Raw genomic sequence first — 22151 nt, 5'->3', positions numbered from 1 at the left:
CGCATCCCCCGCACAAAAAGCGCTTAGCGTGTGACTTATGTGAATTTGTAAAATCGAAAGGCCTGCCTACCGTCCCATAGCCGCTTTTCCTTTAGCGCATTTTCCCCCTTGCCGTCCGCGTGCGCGCGCCGCACTGTTGCGTCCGGTATCAGGGAGCCTGTGTTGTTTATGAAAAAATCCATTGCCTTGTCGGCATTGTCTGCGTCGTCCGCGTTGCTGGTCGCCGCGTCTTTCCTCATGGGCGCGCCCGCCGTGCTGGCGGCCCCCAAAGCCCCGAAAGCTGCAACACAAACAGCAGGAACGCTTAAGATTTTCACCGACTGGGCGGTCGGGTGCGACAATGAAAAAGCCTGTCAGGCCAATGGCATGATGCAGGTCGATCAAGACCCCACCATCTGGGTCGCGCCCAGCGTCACGCGGGCAGGCGGCGCCGATGCGGCGGCGGTCTTGCGGCTCGTCATGACCGATGGCTGGCCCGATACTTTCCCGCCGCGTGGTGCCGTGCGCTTCATGACCGATGACGGCACGCCGCTGGCGATTCGTCCGATGGAGGGGGAAGCGGAAGGGCGTCAACAAGGCTGGACCGTGGCGCTCGATGCGGCGCTGGCGGCACAGTTGCGCAATGCCAAGGAAATCTGGTTGCAGGGCGATGATGGCCGCACCCACGCCAAAGCCTCGCTTGCCGGGCTTAATGCGGCGCTCGTCTATATGGATGACGAACAGGGCCGCGCCGATGGTGTGACCGCGTTGGTCGCGACCGGTCCCAAGCCCGCAAGCACGGTGCCGACCCCGCGCACCGCCCCCCGCTATAAGCGCGCGGCGGCTTCATCGGCGGCCGCCTATCAACCAAGCGCGGCGGAATGGGACGCGCTCGCCGCCCGTGCGGGCTGCGAAAAGCCCGACACTTCGGCGGGGCCGGACCATTATGAGCGCAACAGCTATCGCCTTGACGCCAAGACCAGCCTGCTCGCCATCGGCTGCGGCGCGGGGGCCTATAATGTGGCGGACGCTTATTATCTCGCGCGCGGCAAAGCGGGCGCGATGCGCTTTACGCCCGCCCCGTTCGACCAGGGCCTGGGCGAACTCAAGGCCGGAGGCGACGCGCCAGTGCTGGTCAATAGCGGCTATGATGCGGCCACCGGCCTCATCACGCACGACAATAAAGGGCGCGGCATGGGCGATTGCGGCACCAAGGCAAGCTGGCTGTGGGACGGCACCCGCTTCCGCCTTATCCGCCTCGCCAAAATGGATGAATGTCGCGGGGTGCGCGATTGGCCTTCATTGTGGACGGCGGCTTATTGAGGGGGAGCGGAGACGGCTGCGTATAGGGAGCGGAAATGTGCGTCGGCCCCCGTTCGCCCTGGTTCCGGACGCGCCGCATCCCCGCCTCTGCGCCATGTCTAAATCTGCGTCATCCCCGCCTTCGCGCCACGCCAAAACATTCGTCATCCCCGACTTGATCGGGGATCCATCTCCCGACCGGCCGGTTTGCGGAAAATGTCAGGAGATGGATTCCCGCCTGCGCGGGAATGACGAAGGTTTTGGTTGTAGGGGGTGATTATTATTGTGAGGGATTTCCGGAATCAGAGTCTCAGAAAGATGGCCCACACCCCTCTATTACCCTTCCGGCTTGACCTTCAGATCGTGATAGGCTTGCGGCTTCTTCCTTGCGCGGGCAGCGACAAATTCGCGCACGCTCGCCAGCCCGAACAGTGCGGTCGCCCCCCATTGCCATGTTTCGACCGCCACATGTCCCTGCCGCGCATAAGCGAGCATCGCACAGCAGCAGGCGAATAAAATATAAACGACCGGTCCCATAACGCCTCTTTTTTTGTGCGGGTTCGGGCGCAAGTGTAGGCGGCGAGTGGTGAAGACGGGGTTAAGATATTGGCGGCAAAGGAAGACGGAGGCGCCTTCAATATCCTCCCCTGACAAGGGGAGGTGGCGCGCGCGCAAGCGCGTGTCGGAGGGGTATTCCCCTCTCGATAGCGCGTCATCCCTCCGTCATATGCGAGCGCAAATGCCACCGCCCCAAAACAAGCTTGGGGCGGAGCTGGCGTGCCTCAACATTATCAGAATTTTACCGCGATGCGCCGGGCACCCATAAAATATCGCCGGAGCCTTCGGCGTTGATCGCGCGGGCCATGACGAACAGATGGTCGGACAGGCGGTTGATATAGCCGAGCGCCGACGGATTGAGCCGGTGGCTTGCGCCTGCCGCAACAATCGTGCGTTCGGCGCGGCGCACGGCGGCGCGGGCGATGTGGACCGATGCTGCCGCTTCGCTCCCGCCGGGGAGGATGAAGCTGCGCAGCGGCGGCAGATGTTCGTTCATCGCGTCAATCTGGCTTTCCAGCCGCTCAATCTGCGTCGGGATGATACGCAACACCATTTCGGACGGGGCGAAATCATCGCCCTCGCCCGCAGGGGTCGCCAGATCCGCACCCAAATCGAACAGGTCATTCTGCGCCATTTTGAGCATCGATCCGAAGATCGGATGATAAGCGAGATGGACGACCGCCAGACCGATGGCGCTATTGGCTTCATCGACCGCGCCGATGGCTTCCATCAGCGGGTCGGCTTTGGCAACGCGCGAGCCATCGACAAGGCCGGTGGTGCCGTCATCGCCGGTGCGGGTGTAGATTTTGTTGAGCTTGACCATGAACAGGGACCGGAAACAGGGACAGAAAAAAGCGCGGGCGAAAAGCGGGCTTAATTGCTGCCGCCAGCCGCGAGCATCCCCAGCACGATCAGCAACACGATGGTAATCGCCTGCCATTTGACGCGCGCGAACATCATCTGGTTCTGCTTATGGTGCATGGCCATGATATCTTCGCCGTTGCGCGCCGCTTCATTGGTCTGGACGAACGCCATCAGGCCGCGCGCGAGCGCATAAACGACCATCAGCGCCGATCCGATAATGGCGATAACAAAGAGGAAATTCATAAGCGTCGCGACTCCTTAAGCGCCCATATAGGCATCAGGCGAGCGAATATCCAGCAGGAAGAACACCGCGTCTTAAGTCTTCGACCAGCGCCCAGCCTTCAAAACCCTGCGCACGCAAAGCGGCAAGTTCGGTCGCCTGATCGCGCTTGGCGAGCCGCTTGCCCATACTGTCCACCACCAGCGCATGATGGTGGTAGAGCGGGGTCGGCAGGCCCAGCAAAGCTTGCAACAGCCGGTGGATATGGGTCGAGGCGAACAGGTCGCGGCCACGGATCACATGGGTGACGCCCATATCCGCATCATCAATGGTCGACGCGAGATGGTAGGAAGCGGGCGCATCCTTGCGCGCCAAGATGATGTCGCCCGCTTTTTCCGGCATGGCAAGGATGATGCCCTCGCGCTCGTCTTCCCAATGGAGCGGACCGGCCAAAGCCACCGCCTTGGCCATATCGAGCCGCCAGCTATGCGGCTGGTGCGCGCGCGCCAGCCTCTCCGCGTCACTTAAAGACCGGCAGGTGCCGGGATAGACCGGCCCGAAATCGCCATGCGGGGCCGACGCGCTCGCGGCGACCTCGGCGGCAATATCGGCGCGTGTGCAGAAACAGGGATAGATAAGCCCCGCCGCGCTCAACCGGACGAGCGCGGCTTCATAAAGGGCAAGCCGCGCCGATTGATAGACCGGCGCATCGTCCCACATCAGCCCGAACCAGCGCAAATCCTCCATCGCAGCGGCAACATAATCATCGCGCGAGCGCGCGCCGTCTATATCGTCGATGCGCAGATAAAAGCGCCCGTCAGCGCCGCGCGCACGGTCATGCGACAAGAGCGCCGACAGCGCATGGCCCAGATGGAGCCGCCCCGTCGGGCTTGGTGCAAAGCGGGTGATAATCGTCATGCCCTCATCGTCCGTTCCTATCCTTCGCCCGCGCAATCCACCTAGCGCCAACCACCCTATATAGTGGTGCCATCGCGTCACAGCCCCCACAATATGCGCATCGGACCGCCGCACCCGACAAAATTTATCCTTGACGCCCTTTCCCGATCGCGGTGTAACAGGCGCGTCATCTTTTGACGCCAGGAGAGGCTCAATAGCAAGGCCCGCATGATCGCCCTTACCGGTCCATCGTGCGGCGGTATCGACAAAATGGACGAACAAGGGGGACTATGTATCATCCCGACCTGATCCGCCATCCAGACGCCGGGGTCCGGCACCCCGATAGCTGTCCTGCGCTGGTCCTTAATGCGGACTATACGCCCTTATCCTATTATCCGTTGAGCCTGTGGCCGTGGCAGACCGCGATCAAGGCGGTGTTTCTTGACCGTGTCGATGTGGTCGAAAGCTATGAGCGCGAGGTGCATAGCCCTAGCTGGGCGATGCGCATCCCCAGCGTCATCGCCCTCAAACAATATGTGAAGCCATCCGAATATCCCGCATTTACAAGGTTCAACCTGTTTTTGCGGGATCGTTTTTGCTGCCAATATTGCGGGACAAGCAAAGACCTTACCTTTGACCATGTGGTCCCGCGGCGGCTGGGCGGTAAAACGACATGGGAAAATGTCGCGACCGCCTGTGCGCCGTGCAACCTCAAAAAAGGCGGGCGCACCCCCAAGCAGGCGCATATGCCGCTCCACGTCCAGCCGATCCGCCCGACAAGCTGGCAGTTGCAGGATCATGGCAAAAGCTTCCCGCCCAACCATCTCCACGAAAGCTGGCGCGACTGGCTTTATTGGGACGTGGAACTTTTACCCTGACAACGCGCTTTTGCGTCATATGCTGATGCGCTCCGCACCGGATTGCCAAGGCGTTCCGCTGCCCGCTCCGTCTATAGCATATTTATATGGAGGAAAATTATGACCCGTATTGCCCCTATGCTTGCGCTGGGCGTGGCCGCGATGACGCTGACCGGCTGTGCGACGATCATGCCGACCGAACAGGCCGTCACGGTGCAGGGCGAAATCGCCTATCGTGAACGCATCGCCTTGCCGCGCACCGCGCAAATCGAAGTGAAGGTGGTTGATGTGAGCCTTGCCGATGCGCCTGCGCGCACCGTTGCGGAACAATCTTTTTCCGCCAATGGCCAGCAAGTGCCGATCCGCTTTTCGATAACCGTGGACCAGCGCCGCATCGACGCGCGCGCCCGCTATGCGGTGTCGGCGCGCATCACCGATTCCGCAGGCCGCCTGATGTTCATCACCGACACCCATAATAATGTGCCGTTCGATGGCCGCACGGTCGTCGATATGGGCACGATCAATCTGGTCAAGACGCGGTAGGAGACTAAGGGCGCGCACAACCCGCCCTATATCGCCCCTATAATGTCACGTCCCCTATCGTCATTGCGAGGAGCGTAGCGACGAAGCAATCCATAAGCGGTGCAATCCATAACGGTGCTATGCGACTCTGGATTGCCGCGTCGGCTTCGTTTCCTCGCAATGACGGATTTGGCTTATGCCTCTGCCCCTTACTAGAGGGCCTTAACTCGCAGGCGTTGCGAACTTCATTACGGCAATGCCGGTAACGATGAGCGCGGCGGCACCGATGCGCATTGCATTGGCCGGTTCATTCAGCGCGACCACGCCATAAATGAATGCGCCGATTGCGCCGATTCCGGTCCAGATCATATAGGCTGTGCCCAGCGGTAACTGGCGCATCGCGGCGGCGAGCAGGCCGAAGCTGATAATCATCGCGCCGAGGGTAATCGCGCTCGGCCCCAATTTGGTAAAGCCTTCGGAACGTTTCATTGCCGACGCCCAAATGATTTCAAAAATGCCGGCTACTACAAGTAAAATCCAGGCCATGAAGCGGCCCTCCTTTCAAAAGGGCCGGGCCGTCCCGGCGGTCAATAATCCCCTTGGCGGGGAAGAGGTCGTCCTCTTGTCCAGCGCAAATAAGGGGCCGATGCGCCAAGGTCAACTGCTGTAACGCCCCTTTTCCGCCGGTACGCGAGGGACGCGCGCGGGGGCAGCGTCAATCCTTGTCGGTAATCACCACATGGCCATTGGCCTTGCCGCCGCCAAGGTCGGAAATGGTGAGCGTGAACGCATCGCCATCATCGGTGGTGCCGCTGAGCGTATAGCCCGAACGGGTGAAGGTAAATTTTTCCTTCTTCATTTCCGCATCGAACCAGTCGGCCAGCGTCTTGGCGTCGGTCGGGCTTTCAAAGCTCGCCTTGACCGTCGAGATTTTGGCTCCGCCCTTGTTGACCGCATCCACATTCATCGCGCGGATATGCGATCCGGGATAGAGGTCCACGCCGTCAATGTCGAAATCATCGCCGTCAATATCAATGCCCGACGCGCTCGCACCCACCGCGCCATTGGTGGAACTGGTAGCGGTCGCGGTCGCGCCTTGCCCCTCGCGGGCGGCAGGTGCCTCGCCCGCAGGCTGTTTGTTGCACGCAGTGAGTGCAAGGACGGCGGTGAGTGGGAAGGCAAGCAAAATAGTGCGGTTCATGGGACGACTCTCCGTGGGATAATGCCCAGTGTAGCGAAGAGAGAAACCCTGTCCATCCTCTCTCTCTCCTTCGTCATCCCCGGCTTGACCGGGGATCCATCTCCCGACCGTCCGGTTTACGGGCTCGGTCGGGAGATGGACTCCGCCCTGTGTAACGAATTTTGTGTAGCGAATTTCGGGCTAGCCTGTCCAATTTTCCGTAAGGCGGAAAAAACATATCGCGTCATTCCCGCAAAAGCGGGAATCCATCTGCTGCCCTGTAATTTTAAGCGTCTGGAGATGGATTCCCGGTCAAGCCGGGAATGACGAAGGTGTGAAATCCATCCTCAGGCGTCGATACTCGTCTTTAAATCCGCGCTGACCAGCCCGCCATCAATGGTAAGCGTTTCGCCGACCACATAATCGCCCGCGCGACTGGCGAGATAGACCGCTCCTGCGGCCATATCTTCTGCCGTGCCGATGCGGCGGGCGGGGATGCGTGCGCCGACGGCTTCGGCATGGTCGCGCGCGGCCTTGTTCATCTCCGACTGGAACGCGCCCGGCGCGATTGCCGTCACGACAATATTGTCGGTGATAAGCCGCGCGGCGAGACGCTTGGTGAGATAGAGGATCGCGGCCTTCGACGCATGATAGCTATAGGTTTCCCACGGGTTCAAACGCTGGCCGTCAATCGAGCCGATATTGATGACCTTGGCCGGACGTCCGTCCGCGCCGCCCGCTTTGAGGAGGCCATGCAGCGCCTGCGTCAGGAAGAAAGGCGATTTGACGTTGAGGTCCATCACCTTGTCCCAGCCCTCTTCGGGAAATTCTTCGAACGGAACGCCCCATGCCGCGCCCGCATTATTGACCAATATGTCGAGCTTGCCCTCGCGCGCGGCGATGTCGGCGGCGAGAGCGCGGCATCCTTCGACGGTCGAAATATCCATGGGCACGCCGATGACCTTGCCGGGGTAGCGATTGTTAAAATCCGCGACCGCCTCTTCAACCTGCGGGATTTTGCGCGCGCTGATATAGACGCGCGCCGCACCGGCGGCGAGAAAGCCTTCGACAATCATCTTGCCAATCCCGCGCGATCCGCCGGTGACAAGCGCAATGCGGCCATGGAGTGAGAAAAGGTCGGTGAGGTTCATGGGGTTACTCCTTTCGATCATATCTCCCCTCCCGCTTGCGGGAGGGGTCGGGGGTGGGTGTGGTCGTAATGTCGGTGCTAACCGGCCCATCCCGCTCGCCTAATTTCGTTGACGCTCATTTAGCGCCGTAAAGCCCCTCCCCTTTAGGAGTTTATCTCCTGCGGGTCGGGACTGCCCCCGGCAGTCCCTCAAACAAGCTGGGAGCTTGTTTGACCCGCCGGAGGTAAACTGGGTTGGGGTGGGGGTTGTCCACATCGGGCAATGTGTGTGCTGCAAGACCCCACCCCGCTCGCCTAATTCCCCTTCGCTTCGCTTCGGGTCATAAGGCTTCACTGCCCCTCCCCTGAAGGGGAGGGGTTGTTTAATATCCGCTCAATTCCGCCACGCGATTGGCGTGGTAGTTCGCATCGCCGAAAAATTCGGTGAGCGCGCGTTCGCGTTTCATGTAGAGGCCGATATCATATTCGTCGGTCATGCCGATGCCGCCATGCATCTGCACGCCTTCGCGCACAGCCAAATTGGCGGCCTTGGCGGCTTTGGCCTTGGCGACCGAGACGAACAATTCGGCCTTGGCATCGCCTTCGTCGAGCAGTTGTTGGGCTTTCATCACCGCCGCGCGCGCAATTTCGATTTCCGAATAAAGATGTGCAGCACGGTGCTGGAGCGCCTGGAATTCACCGATCAGCCGGTCGAATTGCTTGCGTTGCTTCAGATAATCGGTGGTCATGCCGAACGCGCCAAGCCCGACGCCGACGCTTTCCGCCGCCGCGCCGATGCGCCCCGCCGCAAGCATTTTGGTGAGCGTGGTCCAGCCGCCATCGACGTCGCCGATGACCGCACCCGCATCCACCTCGACATTGTCGAAGGTAACATGGGCGGCCTTGCTTGAATCGACCAGCGCCGCATTGTCGCGGGCCAGCCCCGCTGCATCGGTCGGCACGGCAAAAAGGGTAAGACCATCGGTTTCGCCCGCAGCGCCAGCGGTACGCGCGGCAACGATGAGCATATCGGCCGAGCCGCCCTGCACAACAAACTGCTTCTTGCCATTAAGTTTGAAGCCATTGCCCGCGCGCGCCGCTTCCATTGCGATATGCGCAGGGCGGTGCTTGGCGCCTTCATCAATCGCAATGCCGAGCACCGTATCGCCCGCAATAATGCCGGGAAGCCAGCGCGCCTTGGTGTCGGCATCGGCGGCCTTGAGCGCCGTCACGCCGACCACGCCGGTGGTGAGGAAAGGCGAAGGCGTCAGATTGCGGCCGATTTCTTCCAGCACAATCCCCGCTTCGACATGGCCCATGCCAAGCCCGCCATCGGCTTCATCGGCGAGCATCCCGGTAAAGCCCATTTCGGCAAATTGTTTCCACAAGCCGTGGCCGAAACCATCCTTGCAGTTAATGTCGCGCCAGTGGCGTAGCTGCTTTGCGATACTGCCTTCTTCGGCCATGAAAGGCTTTGCGGTGTCGGCCAGCATCGCCTGATCGTCGGTATGATATAAGGGCATTATATTGTCTCTCCAACTTAAGCCCCTCCCCTTCAGGGGAGGGGTTGGGGTGGGGTCTGTCCGTCTGGCACAGCCAAGGCCGAAAAACCCCACCCCACTCGCCTAATTGCTTGCAGCAATAAGGCTCCGTTGCCCCTCCCCTGAAGGGGAGGGGGTAATATGTTTTACGCCCCCGGCAAATCGAGGATGCGTTTGGCGATGACGTTGAGCATGACTTCGCTCGTGCCGCCTTCGATGCTGTTGGCTTTGGTGCGCAGCCATGCGCGCGGTTTGCCGCCGCCGCCCGATGCTTCGCTATCCCATTCCAGCGCGTCCGAACCGCCCGCTGCCATCACCAGTTCGTGACGCTGCTTGTTGAGTTCGGTGCCTGCATATTTCAGCATATTGGGCTGGGCGGGATGGCCTTTGCCGACTTTGATTTCGTCGATGAATTTTTCCATCATCGCCGCAAAGGCCAGCGCATCCACGTCGAAATTCGCCATTTGCGCGCGCAGCATCGGGTCGTCAGCGACCACCGCTTTATAGGCTTTGCCGAGCGAGCCTGCGCGGTCGCCGCCGCCGGTCGCGGAAATCATTTCGCGTTCATGGCCGAGCAGATATTTGGCGACGTCCCAGCCGCGGTTCAATTCGCCGACAATCTGGTCCTTGGGGACTTCCACATTGTCGAAGAAGGTTTCGCAGAAAGGCGAGTTGCCGGAGATTAGCTTGATCGGCTTGGTCGAAACACCAGGGCTTTCCATGTCGAACAGCAGGAAGCTGATGCCCTGATATTTATTGCCCTTGTCGGTGCGCACGAGGCAGAAAATCCAGTCGGCCTTATCGGCATAGCTGGTCCAGATTTTCTGGCCATTGACGACCCAATGGTCGCCTTTGTCTTCGCCAAAGGTTTGCAACGATACGAGGTCCGATCCGGAGCCAGGTTCCGAATAGCCTTGGCACCAGCGGATTTCGCCGCGCGCAATCTGGCCCAGATAATGGACCTTCTGTTCTTCGGTGCCGAATTTGAGCAACGCCGGGCCAAGCATCCAGATGCCGAAGGAGGACAATGGCGAACGCGCGTTAATCCGCGTCATTTCCTGCTTCAAAATTTTGGCTTCGGCGGGCGACAGCCCTGCGCCGCCATAAGCTTTGGGCCAATCGGGAACGGTATAACCCTTTGCGACACAGGCTTCGAGCCAGGCTTTTTGCGCATCGCTCTGGAACGTCCAGTTGCGCCCGCCCCAGCAGGCATCGCCTTCCTCGCGCATCGGCTCGCGCATTTCGGGCGGGCAGTTCGCCTCCAGCCAGCTACGCGTTTCGGCGCGAAATTGTTCAAGATCACTCATCGGCTTTATCCATCTCCCGTTATAATTCCGGTCTTGTCCCCGCCACTATCCGTTGCGGGGCGACCTTGTGGCAAGGCTTTTGACTCGATTCGGGGACAGGAAGCAAGAAAAGTTTCGATTCGCAACCTAAAACACTGGACCCGCCCGTCGAACCTTGGTTTAAGGGGGCAAGAGCAGACACAAGATTCTGCCCGTCCGCCGCTAAACCGGCATCGGACATGACGCGACAAAAGGAGGCACAGATGGATTTTGATCTCACCGAACGGCAGACGCATTGGCGCGACCGTGTGCGGGATTTTATCGAAAGCCATGTGCGCCCCAATGACGCGCTTTATCATCAACAGCAACTTGAAGGCGGGCGCTGGAAGGTGCTGCCGGTCATCGAAGAGGCCAAGGCCAAAGCCAAAGCGGCGGGCATTTGGAACCTGTTCATGCCGCCTTCGTCGGGCCGCCCTAATGTTGATGACAGCGTGGCGTTTGAAGGGCCGGGCCTCACCAATCTTGAATATGCCCTCTGCGCCGAAGAAATGGGCCGGATTGAATGGGCGAGCGAAGTGTTCAACTGCTCCGCGCCCGATACCGGCAATATGGAAGTGTTCATGCGCTATGGCACGGCGGCGCAAAAGGCCAAATGGATGGTGCCGCTGATGAATGGCGAAATCCGCTCCGCCTTCCTCATGACCGAACCGCAAGTGGCCTCGTCCGACGCGACCAATATCGAATGTCGTATCGAACGCGATGGCGAAGATTATGTGATTAACGGCACGAAATGGTGGTCGTCGGGCGCAGGCGATCCGCGCTGTGCGGTGACGATCCTCATGGGCAAGACCGACTTTGAAGCGAAGAAGCACCAGCAGCAATCGATGATCCTTGTGCCGATGGACGCCAAGGGGCTGACGGTCAAACGGCCGCTCACCGTGTTCGGTTATGATGATGCGCCGCACGGCCATATGGAAATCGAATTGAAGGATGTGCGCGTCAATGCCGAAGAAGCGATGCTGCTCGGCGAAGGGCGCGGCTTTGAAATTGCACAAGGGCGGCTTGGGCCGGGCCGCATCCACCATTGTATGCGCACGATTGGCGCTGCGGAAAGCGCGCTGGAAGCGATGACCAAGCGGCTCTTGTCGCGCGTTGCGTTCGGCAAGCGCCTCGCCGACCAGAGCGTGTGGGAACAGCGGGTTGCCGAAGCGCGCATCGACATTGAAATGACGCGGCTGCTTTGTTTGAAAGCCGCCGACATGATGGACAAGGTCGGCAACAAGACCGCGCAGGGCGAAATCGCGATGATCAAGGTGCAGGCCCCGCGCATGGCGCTGCGCATCATTGATGACGCTATCCAGGCGCATGGCGGTGCGGGCGTAAGTCAGGATTTCAACCTCGCCAAAGCCTATGCGGGGATACGGACATTGCGCTTGGCGGATGGCCCCGATGAAGTCCACAACCGCTCGATTGCCCGCATTGAGTTCGGCAAATATGGCGATATAGCCGCCAAACTCCCCTCGTCGGGTGATATGGGCGTTGCGCGGTGAGTGGAGGCAGCCCTTCCTCCTCTTATTTTTTCCCGTCATTCCCGCGAAAGCGGGAATCCATCTCCCGACCGATGATGAAAATATCAAGCTCCGGAGATGGATCCCCGATCAAGTCGGGGATGACGAACGCCAAATTCTCCCCTCCCGTTTATGGGAGGGCTCGGGGGTGGGTCTGAAATATCGCCTCCCGCTTCCTATACACCCACCCCTAACCCCTCCCGCAGGCGGGAGGGGAATTATCGGTCCTTCAACGGAGTTCGCTTACCCATGAAAGCCGCTGTCCTTACTGCCCCCGGCCAACCGCTGGCCATTGAAACGCTTATGATCGACAAGCCGGGTCCGCATGAGGTGCTGATCCGCACCGCCGCGTGCGGATTGTGCCATAGCGACCTCCATTTTCTGGAAGGCACCTACCCTCAGGCGCTGCCTGCTGTGCCGGGGCATGAGGCGGCGGGGATTGTCGAGGCGGTCGGCTCCGAAGTGCGCACCGTCAAGGTTGGCGATGCGGTGGTCACCTGCCTGTCCGCCTTTTGCGGCCATTGCGAATTTTGTGTGAGCGGAAGGATGTCGCTATGCCCCGGCGGCGATACGCGGCGCGCGAGTGATGCGCCTTCGCGGCTGTCGCGGCCCGATGGCAGTCCGGTCGCGCAAATGCTCAACCTGTCGGCCTTTGCCGAACAGATGCTGGTCCATGAACATGCCTGTGTCGCGATTGACCCCGACATGCCGCTCGACCGCGCGGCGGTGATCGGCTGTGCGGTGACCACCGGCGCGGGGACGATATTCAACACCTGCAAGCTGACGCCCGGCGAAACCGTGGCCGTGGTCGGGTGCGGCGGGGTCGGGCTTGCCACGATTAACGCGGCAAAAATTGCCGGTGCTGGCCGCATCATCGCCGCCGATCCGGTGCCGGAAAAGCGCGAACTCGCCAAAAAGCTTGGCGCAACCGATGTGGTCGATGCGTTCGCTGAAGATGCCGCCGCGCAAATTGTCGAAATGACCAAGGGCGGCGTCGATCATGCGATCGAAGCGGTCGGGCGCGCTGCCTCCGCCAGTCTGGCCGTCAGTGCATTGCGCCGGGGCGGCACCGCGACGATTTTGGGGATGCACCCTCCAGCGGAAAAAGTCGGCTTGAGCGCCATCGACCTTCTCACCGGCAAGAAATTGCAAGGTGCGCTGATGGGCGGCAACCGCTTCCCCGTCGATATTCCGCGGCTGGTCGATTTCTACCTGCGCGGGCTGCTCGACCTTGATTCGATCATTGCCGAAACCATTCCGCTGGAGGCGGTCAATGACGGCTTTGAAAAGATGAAGCGCGGCGATGCGGCCCGCAGCGTGATCGTGTTCGGGTGAGGGCCATAGATGATGCCCCACCTTCCTCCGTTCGTGCTGAATAGGGTTCGCAGAACCCGTATCGAAGCACCGGCGACACAAGGCCCTTCGATACGCAGCTTCGCTGCTACTCAGGGCGAACGGTAGGGGATAATTGGATGCCGGATGACAAGGATAAAATGGACAAAGACCATATCGATGAAGCGGCGCTGACCCGCTGGATGGAGGCCCATGTGGCGGGGTTCCAAGGCCCGCTGACATTGGAAAAATTTGCAGGCGGGCAATCCAATCCGACCTATCGGGTGGATAGCCCGGGCGGCGCTTATGTGCTGCGCCGCAAGCCGTTCGGGCCATTGCTCCCGTCCGCCCATGCGGTCGACCGCGAATATCGGCTGATAGCGGGGCTGCACCCTACCGGCTTTCCCGTCGCCAAGCCTTATGGCCTCTGCGGAGATGATAGCGTCATCGGCGCGGCTTTTTATGTGATGGAGATGGTCGAAGGGCGCACTTTCTGGAACGGCGCAATCCCCGAAGCGGCCAATAATGCCGAACGCACTGCGCTTTATGAAGCGATGGTCGATACGCTCGCCGATCTCCACAAGGTCGATTATCAAGGCGCGGGGCTTGGCGATTATGGCAAGCCCGGCAATTATTTCGAACGGCAGGTGGGCCGCTGGACCAAACAATATCGCGGGTCGCAAACCGATGATTTGCCCGCGATGGAAAAGCTGATCGCCTATCTTCCTGCTTCGCTCCCCGAACAGAAACGCACTGCGATAGTTCACGGCGATTTCCGCATCGACAATATGATTTTCGATTCCCAAAGCCCGCGCGTGCTGGCGGTCCTCGATTGGGAATTATCGACCCTCGGCGATCCGATGGCGGACCTTGCCTATCTGATGATGAATTGGGTGACGCCCGCCGATGGCCGTGCGGGGCTTTCGGGGCTGGATTTGGACGCGCTCGGCATCCCGCCAATGCAGGCGATGATCGAACGCTATGCGGCGCGCACGGGGCTTGACGATGTGCCGGACATGAACTGGTATTTCGCGTTCAACCTGTTCCGCTTGGCCGGGATTGTGCAAGGCATCAAAAAGCGCGTGATTGACGGCAATGCGTCCAATGACAAGGCGGCGGAAATGGCCGCGAAAGTGCCGTTCCTCGCCGATTCTGCCTGGCATTTCGCCAAGGCAGCGGGCGCGGCAGACTGACGTTTCAAAGGAGACAGGATATGGCGGGAGAATTGGACGGACAGGTCGCGATTGTGACGGGAGCCGCTAGCGGTATCGGCCGCGCCACCGCGCTTTTATTTGCAGAACAAGGCGCGCAGGTGGTGGCCGCTGATGTCGGCGATGCGGTCCATGAAACCGCCGCGATGCACGACCATATCGAAGGCGTGCTGTGCGATGCCGGTGATGAAGCCGCGGTTGCAAAGCTGGTTGCCGATGCGGTTGCCAAATATGGCCGGCTCGACATTTTCTTTGCCAATGCGGGGGTTTCGGGCGGGCTTGCCGGAATCTTCGAACAAAGCGCCGAAGATTGGGCGGAAATTTTGCGCGTCAACCTTATCGGGCCATTTCTTGCGATCAAATATGCAGGCCAGCATATGGCCAAGACCGGCAAGGGTTCGATCATCTGCACCGCGAGCGTGGCAGGCTTGCGGTCGGGCGCGGGCGGTCCGGCTTATTCCTCGTCCAAGGCGGGTGTCATCAATCTGGTGCGGGTCGGCGCGCAGCAGCTTGGCGGGCATCAGGTGCGCGTCAATGCGATCTGCCCCGGCCTTATCGAAACCGGCATGACCAAGCCGATTTACGACATTGTTCGCGCCAAGGGCAAAGAGGAATTGCTCGGCCAGCTCAACCCGCTGCAACGCGGCGGGGAGCCAAGCGAAATTGCGCAAACCGCGCTGTTTCTGGCATCGGACCGCGCTTCCTATATTAATGGGCAGGCGATTGTGGTCGATGGCGGCCTGTCCAGCTCGCATCCGGTCAACCGGCAGATTTTCGGCCAGACTGCGGCGTGAGAGGCAGCAACGTGAAAGGTGGTGGCGTGAAAGCCAGCAGCATGAAAGGCAGCGCGTTCACCCCCTCGACTTGTCGGCGCGCGCATTGATAAGAATAAGACATGACACATAACCTCACCCCCGCATCCGACCCGCGTGACTTGGGCTTTGACCCTGCGCGCCTTGCCCGTATCGACGCCCATTTGAAGGCCAAATATCTCGACACGGGCGCCTTGCCCCACAGCGCGCTCCTTATCGGGCGCGGCGACGAGGTTGCGCATCTCTCGCTTCAGGGCGATGCGCGCAAAGGCGAGGCGCTGCAACAGGATGCGATTTTCCGGATCGCGTCGATGACCAAGCCGATCACCTCGATTGCGTTCATGCAACTGGTCGAAGAGGGCAAGCTTGCGCTCACCGATCCGGTCAGCAGCATCATTCCGGAGTGGAAAAATCTGGGCGTGTTTGTCGCGGGCGGCGGCAATGTCCCGTTCGTATCGCGCCCCGTGCGCGAACCGATGCGGATGGTCGATTTGCTGCGTCACACGGCGGGCCTCACTTATGGCTTTCAGGAGCGCACCGCGATTGATGCGGCCTATCGCAAGCAGAAACTCGAAGCTTTTGAAGGGCCGGACCTCGAAGAATTTATCCGTATCCTTGCGGATATTCCGCTGCAATTTGATCCCGGCACAAGCTGGAACTATTCGATTGCGACCGACATATTGGGCGCAATCCTCCAGCGCGTCGATGACAAGCCGCTCGACCAACTGATTGCCGCGCGGGTGACGCAGCCTTTGGGCATGGACGACACGCATTTTCAGGTGCCCGCCAATAAACTCCACCGCCTGCCCGATTGCTATGCGTTCCACCCGCAGCAGAAAATGAAGCTGTTTGACCCCGGAGAAGGCAGCGCGTGGGGCAAGCCGCCGCGCCAGCTTTCGGGCGGTGGCGGCATGGCGTCCACCTTGGCCGATTATCACCGTTTCTGCCGGATGCTGCTCAATGGCGGCGAACTGAACGGCGCGCGCATCATCGCCCCCAAGACGCTGGAACTGATGACCGCCAACCATTTGCCCGGCGGCGCGGACTTGGCGACATTATCGACCGCGCTTTTTTCCGAAGCGGAAAATGCGGGCGTCGGCTTCGGCCTCGGCTTTGCGACCACGATGGACCCGGCCAAGGCGATGATGAACTGTTCTGCGGGCGATTTTTTCTGGGGCGGGATGTTTTCCACCGCCTTCTTCGTCGACCCGCAAGAAGACATCATCATGATTTTCATGACGCAGCTCATGCCGTCGTCAACCTATCCCGTGCGCCGCGAAATCAAGACCATGCTCTACGCCGCGCTGACGGAATAAAAGTCCCCCTCCCGCTTGCGGGAGGGGCTAGGGGAGGGCCTGTAACTCTCCCGCAACACACCGACCCCTCCCGCAAAAGGGAGGAGCTATTTTTGGAGAGAAAGATGACCGAAACCGCCCCGCAAACCGTCACCACCGAACGTCATGACGATGTGCTGGTTGCCATTGTCGATAACCCGCCCGTCAATGCTTTGTCCTGGCATGTGCGCGAGGGGATTTTGAACGCGGTGGAAGAATTACAGCGCGACGACAGCCTCAAGGCGATGGTGCTGCGCTGTGCAGGCGCGACCTATATTGCGGGCGCGGACATTACCGAATTTGCCACCGGCATGAAGGGGCCGGATTTGAACAGCGTCATCAATGCGATGGAATCTTCGCCCAAGCCGGTCATCGCTGCAATTCACGGCACGGCCCTTGGCGGAGGGTTAGAAACCACGCTCGGCGCGCATTATCGCATCGCGGTGCCGTCGGCCAAATTGGGCGTACCCGAAGTCAAGCTTGGCCTGCTCCCCGGCGCAGGTGGCACGCAGCGCCTGCCGCGCCTTGTTGGGGTCGCGCTTGCCGCCGAAATGGCAAGCGGCGGCGCGCCGATTTCGGCGGCCAAAGCCAAGGAAGCAGGCCTTGTCGATGAACTGGCAGGCGAAACCAGCCTTGCCGAAGACGCGATTGCCTTCGCCCGCGCCAAAATCGCCAAAGGCCCGCGCCCGACGCGCGATTTGCCCATTGCGCCCGATGCGGACGCGATAAACGCGCTCAAAACCGCCAATGCGCGCAAGTGGCGCGGCTTTGATGCACCTTATGCCAACCTCGCCTGTGTCGAGGCGGCCACGCGGCTACCGTTTGATGAAGGCATGACGTTCGAACGCGCCGAATTTATGAAGCTGATGATGGGCACCCAATCGGCGGCCCAGCGCCATATCTTCTTTGCCGAACGCAAAGCCTCCAAAATTGACGGCATCGCCAAAGATGTCGCGCTGCGCCCTGTCGCCAAAATCGGCATTATCGGCGCAGGCACGATGGGCGGCGGGATTGCGATGAATTTCCTGTCCAAAGGCCTCCCCGTCACGATGATCGAAACCGCGCAAGAAGCGTTGGACCGGGGCGTTGCCACCATCCGCAAAAATTATGAATCCACCGCCGCCAAAGGCCGCATGACCTCCGAACAGGTCGAAGGCGCGATGGGGCTATTATCCACCGCGCTGGACCTTACCGAACTTGCCGATTGCGATCTCATCATCGAGGCTGTCTATGAAAATATGGAGGTGAAAAAGGAGATTTTCACCAAACTCGATGCGATTGCCAAGGACAGCGCCATCCTTGCGTCGAACACCAGCTATCTCGACATTGACGAGATTGCGAGCGTGACCAGCTGCCCGGAAAATGTCCTTGGCCTCCATTTCTTTTCGCCCGCCAATGTGATGAAGCTGTTGGAAGTGGTGCGCGGCGCCAAGACCGCCGACGATGTGCTGGCCACCGCGATGGCGGTCGCCAAAAAAATCGGCAAGGTCGCGGTGGTTGCGGGCGTGTGCCACGGCTTTATCGGCAACCGGATGCTGACGCCGCGCCAAGTCGAGGCGATGAACCTCCTCATGGAAGGCGCAACCCCGCAGCAAATCGACAAGGTCCATGTCGAATTCGGGATGCCGATGGGACCGTTCCAAATGTCCGATCTTGCCGGTGTCGATATTGGCTGGCACCGTGACCCCGCGCGCATTGAAAGCATCCGTGATGCGCTTTGTGCCGAAGGACGGTTCGGGCAGAAAACGGGCGCGGGCTTTTATGATTATGACGATAAGCGCAATCCCAGCCCGTCGGCGCGGGTGCAGGCGATTATCGACGAATTTGCCGCCAAATCGGGCAAGCCAAAGCGCGACATTAGCGATGAAGAAATCATCGAGCGCACGCTTTACCCGATGGTCAATGAAGGCGCGAAAATCCTCGCCGAAGGCAAGGCCCAGCGCGCGAGCGACGTGGATGTGGTTTGGATTTACGGCTATGGCTGGCCCGTCTATCGCGGCGGCCCGATGTTCTGGGCGGACCTTGAAGGCGCGGACAAAATTGTCGCTGGCCTAGAAAAGCACGGGCTGGAGGTCGCGCCCTTGCTCAAGGAAAAAGCGGAAACAAAAGGCCGGTTTAACTGATAAAAAACGCCCCTCCTTTTTCCGGAAGGCGGGGCGTTTGTTCGGTTAACCAGCTTTTGATCGGGCGGCACCCAATAGCACCATAAGGTCGCGTCTTGCATCTTGCACTTCGCATCGCTCTTGCCATATTCTGCCCATCATGATTTTCCACAATGTATCAACACCCCCTCCGCATGGCATGGCAGGGCCGGACAAGACCCGCGAGGGCGCACCGGCGACCCCCTCCACCGGTCTCGCCACCAAAACCCGTGCGCGTACCAAAAAGCCGCAGCTTTATAAGGTGCTGATGCTCAACGATGATTATACGCCGATGGAATTTGTCGTGCTGGTGCTGCAACAATTTTTCCGCATGGACATCGAAGAAGCGACCCGCGTGATGTTGCAGGTCCATCAAAAAGGCATCGGTGTGTGCGGTGTGTTCAGCTATGAAGTCGCTGAAACCAAGGTCAATCAGGTGATGGACTGCGCGCGCGCGAACCAGCATCCGCTGCAATGCACATTAGAAGTCGCCTAAAACCGGCACAATAAGGGGGAAAGTGACATGACACGGCCCAAGGAAATTTACTGGTTCGCGTGGATCCAGATTGCATTGCTTGCCTTCGGCCTGTTCTCTATCCTGACCAACTGGGACGTGTTGGTCACCAATGCCAATGCAGGCAGCGGATTGTCGTTGGAAACCGCCAAAACCATCACCATCATCGGGCTTTTCTTCGGGTTCGCAGTTAATCTCTTGCTGCTCTTGTTCATCTGGAAGCGCAGCAATGTCGCGCGCTGGATTTATATCATCCTGTCAGGGGCGGGTCTCGTGCTGGGGATACTCGGCCTGTTGCAAGGCGAAGGCACCGGGCCTTTATCCGCGACCATGGGGCAGCATCTCGTCGGCACCATCCTCCTTATCCTGTTATTCCTGCCAAATGTGCGCGCATGGTTTGCCGGTAAACCGGTGGACGAAACCACTTTTAGCTGACGCCATTTCGCACGCCCTCTTGCGCGGATTCACGCTTGCGCTAAGAGAAAGCGGATGGACCAGATTGTCATCCGTGGAGGCCACACGCTCAAGGGCCGCATTCCCATCTCCGGCGCAAAGAATAGCGCGCTCACCTTATTGCCATGTGCGCTGCTGACCGACGAGCCGCTCACCTTGCGCAACCTCCCGCGCCTTGCGGATGTGGACGGCTTTGGCCATTTGCTCAACCAGTTCGGTATTTCGACCACGATTGAAGGCTCGAACCCCGGCGATTTCGGCCGCGTAATGACCGCGCGGGCGAACAAGATTACCTCGACCGTCGCGCCCTATGACATTGTCCGCAAGATGCGCGCGTCGATCCTCGTGCTGGGGCCGATGCTCGCGCGCGCGGGCGAAGCGACCGTCTCGCTTCCCGGGGGTTGCGCGATCGGCAACCGCCCGATCGACCTCCATTTGAAGGCGCTCGAAGCCTTGGGCGCGGAAATCGAACTGGCCGCAGGCTATGTGAAAGCGGTCGCGCCCAACAAAGGCCGCCTCCCCGGCGGTGATTATACCTTTCCCGTCGTATCGGTCGGTGCGACCGAAAATGCGCTGATGGCCGCCGTTTTGGCGAGCGGCACGTCGGTGCTGCGCAATGCCGCGCGCGAGCCGGAAATTGTCGATCTGTGCAACTGCCTCGTCGCGATGGGCGCAAAGATTGACGGTATCGGCAGCGAAACCTTGACCATCGAAGGCGTGGCCGACCTCCACGGCGCGACCTATCGCGTGATGTCCGACCGTATCGAAGCGGGCAGCTATGCGTGCGCGGCGATCATCACCGGCGGCGAACTCGACCTCGTCGGCGCGAACATCGACGAGATGGAAGCGACCGTTGCCGCGCTGCGCGAAACCGGTGCGAGCGTTGAAATGGTCGGCGATGCGATGCGCGTTTCGGCCAATGGCCGCCCCAAAGCGATCACGCTATCGACCGCACCCTATCCCGGCTTTGCCACCGATATGCAGGCGCAATTCATGGCGATGCTGGCGCTGGGCGATGGCGCGTCGATGCTCACCGAAACCATTTTCGAAAACCGCTATATGCACGTCCCTGAACTGGCGCGCATGGGCGCCAATATCGAAGTGCGCGGTCGCACCGCGGTCGTCCGCGGGGTCGACAAGCTGGTCGGGGCCGAAGTTATGGCCACGGACCTGCGCGCTTCGATGAGCCTCATCCTTGCAGGCCTCGCCGCAGAAGGCGAATCCAAGGTCAACCGCGTCTATCACCTCGACCGCGGCTATGAACGGCTCGAAGAGAAGCTCGAAGCTGTCGGCGCCGATATTGAACGGGTAAGCGACGGGTAGGTCGCAGTTTTCTATCCCCGTTCGTCCTGAGTAGCAGCGAAGCTGCGTATCGAAGGACTTTGCGCACGCAACCTGTCCCTCGGCAACCTGTGCTTCGATACGGCGCTTCGCGCCTACTCAGCACGAACGGTGTGGGGAGCAGGCGATATTTTACGGGTAGAGTGGGCGCTATTCCTTCCCCCTAACCGCCAACACTAACCCCGCGATCACCAATATTGATCCCGAAATCGCGAGGCCTGACCAGTGATAGCCTTCAAAGGCGGTCGAGATCAGCATGGCGATGACGGGGATGAGGACGCTTGACCAGGCGGCTGGTCCCGGCCCTACAGCGCGGATGACGGTGTAATAAAGCGGGAAGGTGAGGGTGCTGCCCGCAATCGCGAGATAGGTGACGCCGCCCCAATAATAAGGGTCGCGCGGGAACACGGGCGACCCTTGGGTGATGAGGGCGAAGGTCGCATCCATCACCGCGCCGATCAGCATCGCCCAGCCGACCAGCGCCAGCATCGGCTGGCGGCGCGCGGCGTCTATCCCCTGGACGACATTGGAGACCGAGGCGGAGCAAACGGCGACCAGCGTCAAACCGATGCCGAGCATCACGCTCGCTCCGCCGCCGACCTTGCCGATGCTTTCCGCGACACGATATTCGTGGAGGAGCAGCAAGGCGACACCGCCGACCGCGATACCGCAGCCGATGAGGAAAGCACGGCTTAACGGCGTTTTGAGCCACAAGCGCGCAAACACACTATTGGGGATAATGAGCAGCGCGAACACCACCGCAACCAGCCCCGATGTCACATATTTTTCCGCCGAATAGACGAAATTATAATTGAGGACGAATTGGGTCAGCCCCATCATCGTGGCGATGGCCCACCCCGCTTTGTCGAGCCATAAGGCTTCGCGGCGCACCAGAATCAGCGCGATCATGGCCGCGCCTGCGATGACGAAACGGTAAGTGACCGACCAGACCGGCGGCGCTGCTTCCAATTGCTCGCGAATGACAAACCAAGTCGACCCCCAAATCAACGTCACGATGATGAACGGGATAAGGACGCGCGGCGTCAGGAGCGTTGCGGGGGCCTCGGCGGATTTGGTCATGGCCTAGGCCTTGGCAGAAACATATGGGCG

22 protein-coding genes are annotated in these 22151 nt (G+C 60.2%); 12 read left to right on the top strand and 10 right to left on the bottom strand.

Features of this window, described 5'->3' with window-relative positions:
• The first annotated feature begins 168 nt into the window (after positions 1 to 168).
• Positions 169 to 1302: a DUF1176 domain-containing protein gene (locus DMP17_RS09630; protein ID WP_337828860.1), complete on the top strand. Its 1134-nt coding sequence runs from the start codon at positions 169 to 171 to the stop codon at positions 1300 to 1302.
• 315 nt (positions 1303 to 1617) lie between these two features.
• Here DMP17_RS09630 and DMP17_RS09625 read toward each other — a convergent pair whose 3' ends face one another.
• The 4 genes from DMP17_RS09625 to gluQRS form a co-directional block, all read right to left on the bottom strand.
• The gene (locus DMP17_RS09625; RefSeq protein WP_337828859.1) at positions 1618 to 1818 is read right to left on the bottom strand and encodes a hypothetical protein; all 201 of its coding nucleotides are present in this window, start codon (positions 1816 to 1818) and stop codon (positions 1618 to 1620) included.
• Between the two features lie 262 nt (positions 1819 to 2080).
• Complete coding sequence (locus tag DMP17_RS09620; RefSeq protein ID WP_337828858.1) at positions 2081 to 2662, bottom strand: cob(I)yrinic acid a,c-diamide adenosyltransferase; 582 nt, start codon at positions 2660 to 2662, stop codon at positions 2081 to 2083.
• A 50-nt stretch (positions 2663 to 2712) separates the two neighbouring features.
• Positions 2713 to 2946 carry a hypothetical protein gene (locus tag DMP17_RS09615; protein WP_337828857.1) on the bottom strand — a complete coding sequence of 78 codons (234 nt, stop codon included), beginning with the start codon at positions 2944 to 2946 and terminating at the stop codon, positions 2713 to 2715.
• A gap of 34 nt (positions 2947 to 2980) precedes the next feature.
• Positions 2981 to 3841 carry a tRNA glutamyl-Q(34) synthetase GluQRS gene (gluQRS, locus tag DMP17_RS09610; protein WP_337828856.1) on the bottom strand — a complete coding sequence of 287 codons (861 nt, stop codon included), beginning with the start codon at positions 3839 to 3841 and terminating at the stop codon, positions 2981 to 2983.
• Positions 3842 to 4110: 269 nt separating this feature from the next.
• Between gluQRS and DMP17_RS09605 the strand changes: the two genes are divergently transcribed.
• Both DMP17_RS09605 and DMP17_RS09600 read left to right on the top strand, forming a co-directional pair.
• Complete coding sequence (locus tag DMP17_RS09605; protein ID WP_337828855.1) at positions 4111 to 4698, top strand: HNH endonuclease; 588 nt, start codon at positions 4111 to 4113, stop codon at positions 4696 to 4698.
• Positions 4699 to 4797: 99 nt separating this feature from the next.
• Positions 4798 to 5220, top strand: coding sequence for a YbaY family lipoprotein (locus tag DMP17_RS09600; RefSeq protein ID WP_337828854.1), 423 nt, complete (start codon positions 4798 to 4800; stop codon positions 5218 to 5220).
• A gap of 201 nt (positions 5221 to 5421) precedes the next feature.
• On the opposite strand, the gene DMP17_RS09595 is transcribed toward DMP17_RS09600, so the two are convergent.
• The 5 genes from DMP17_RS09595 to DMP17_RS09575 form a co-directional block, all read right to left on the bottom strand.
• Positions 5422 to 5745, bottom strand: coding sequence for a DMT family transporter (locus DMP17_RS09595; RefSeq protein ID WP_337828853.1), 324 nt, complete (start codon positions 5743 to 5745; stop codon positions 5422 to 5424).
• 169 nt (positions 5746 to 5914) lie between these two features.
• The gene (locus DMP17_RS09590) at positions 5915 to 6400 is read right to left on the bottom strand and encodes a hypothetical protein (RefSeq protein ID WP_337828852.1); all 486 of its coding nucleotides are present in this window, start codon (positions 6398 to 6400) and stop codon (positions 5915 to 5917) included.
• 326 nt (positions 6401 to 6726) lie between these two features.
• Positions 6727 to 7530, bottom strand: coding sequence for an SDR family oxidoreductase (locus DMP17_RS09585; RefSeq protein WP_337828851.1), 804 nt, complete (start codon positions 7528 to 7530; stop codon positions 6727 to 6729).
• A 361-nt stretch (positions 7531 to 7891) separates the two neighbouring features.
• On the bottom strand, positions 7892 to 9031 hold the full coding sequence (locus DMP17_RS09580; protein ID WP_337828850.1) for an acyl-CoA dehydrogenase family protein: 1140 nt from the start codon (positions 9029 to 9031) through the stop codon (positions 7892 to 7894).
• Positions 9032 to 9195: 164 nt separating this feature from the next.
• A complete protein-coding gene (locus DMP17_RS09575) occupies positions 9196 to 10356 on the bottom strand; it encodes an acyl-CoA dehydrogenase family protein (protein WP_337828849.1) in 1161 nt (386 codons plus the stop codon).
• 242 nt (positions 10357 to 10598) lie between these two features.
• On the opposite strand from DMP17_RS09575, the gene DMP17_RS09570 reads away from it, so the two are divergent.
• The 9 genes from DMP17_RS09570 to murA all read left to right on the top strand — a co-directional run bounded on the left by DMP17_RS09570 (position 10599) and on the right by murA (position 21023).
• Positions 10599 to 11885 carry an acyl-CoA dehydrogenase family protein gene (locus tag DMP17_RS09570; RefSeq protein ID WP_337828848.1) on the top strand — a complete coding sequence of 429 codons (1287 nt, stop codon included), beginning with the start codon at positions 10599 to 10601 and terminating at the stop codon, positions 11883 to 11885.
• 267 nt (positions 11886 to 12152) lie between these two features.
• Positions 12153 to 13238: a Zn-dependent alcohol dehydrogenase gene (locus DMP17_RS09565; protein ID WP_337828847.1), complete on the top strand. Its 1086-nt coding sequence runs from the start codon at positions 12153 to 12155 to the stop codon at positions 13236 to 13238.
• Between the two features lie 137 nt (positions 13239 to 13375).
• On the top strand, positions 13376 to 14428 hold the full coding sequence (locus tag DMP17_RS09560) for a phosphotransferase family protein (RefSeq protein WP_337828846.1): 1053 nt from the start codon (positions 13376 to 13378) through the stop codon (positions 14426 to 14428).
• Positions 14429 to 14460: 32 nt separating this feature from the next.
• Positions 14461 to 15240, top strand: a complete 780-nt coding sequence (locus tag DMP17_RS09555; RefSeq protein WP_337828845.1) for an SDR family NAD(P)-dependent oxidoreductase — start codon at positions 14461 to 14463, stop codon at positions 15238 to 15240.
• A 101-nt stretch (positions 15241 to 15341) separates the two neighbouring features.
• Positions 15342 to 16574 (top strand): serine hydrolase domain-containing protein, encoded by a 1233-nt coding sequence (locus DMP17_RS09550; protein ID WP_337828844.1) that lies wholly within the window; start codon positions 15342 to 15344, stop codon positions 16572 to 16574.
• Positions 16575 to 16678: 104 nt separating this feature from the next.
• Positions 16679 to 18715 carry a 3-hydroxyacyl-CoA dehydrogenase NAD-binding domain-containing protein gene (locus DMP17_RS09545; protein WP_337828843.1) on the top strand — a complete coding sequence of 679 codons (2037 nt, stop codon included), beginning with the start codon at positions 16679 to 16681 and terminating at the stop codon, positions 18713 to 18715.
• A gap of 139 nt (positions 18716 to 18854) precedes the next feature.
• Positions 18855 to 19229, top strand: coding sequence for an ATP-dependent Clp protease adapter ClpS (clpS, locus tag DMP17_RS09540; protein ID WP_337828842.1), 375 nt, complete (start codon positions 18855 to 18857; stop codon positions 19227 to 19229).
• 27 nt (positions 19230 to 19256) lie between these two features.
• On the top strand, positions 19257 to 19682 hold the full coding sequence (locus tag DMP17_RS09535; RefSeq protein ID WP_337828841.1) for a hypothetical protein: 426 nt from the start codon (positions 19257 to 19259) through the stop codon (positions 19680 to 19682).
• Positions 19683 to 19736: 54 nt separating this feature from the next.
• A complete protein-coding gene (murA, locus tag DMP17_RS09530) occupies positions 19737 to 21023 on the top strand; it encodes a UDP-N-acetylglucosamine 1-carboxyvinyltransferase (RefSeq protein ID WP_337828840.1) in 1287 nt (428 codons plus the stop codon).
• Between the two features lie 168 nt (positions 21024 to 21191).
• Here the strand turns inward: murA and DMP17_RS09525 are convergent, their stop codons facing one another.
• A complete protein-coding gene (locus tag DMP17_RS09525) occupies positions 21192 to 22121 on the bottom strand; it encodes a DMT family transporter (RefSeq protein WP_337828839.1) in 930 nt (309 codons plus the stop codon).
• Positions 22122 to 22151: the final 30 nt, after the last annotated feature.

It is taken from the genome of Pseudonocardia sp. TMWB2A (genome assembly GCF_017312135.1).
Note: the sequence above shows the minus strand (reverse complement) of the source record. Positions and strands in the feature narration are given on the sequence as shown.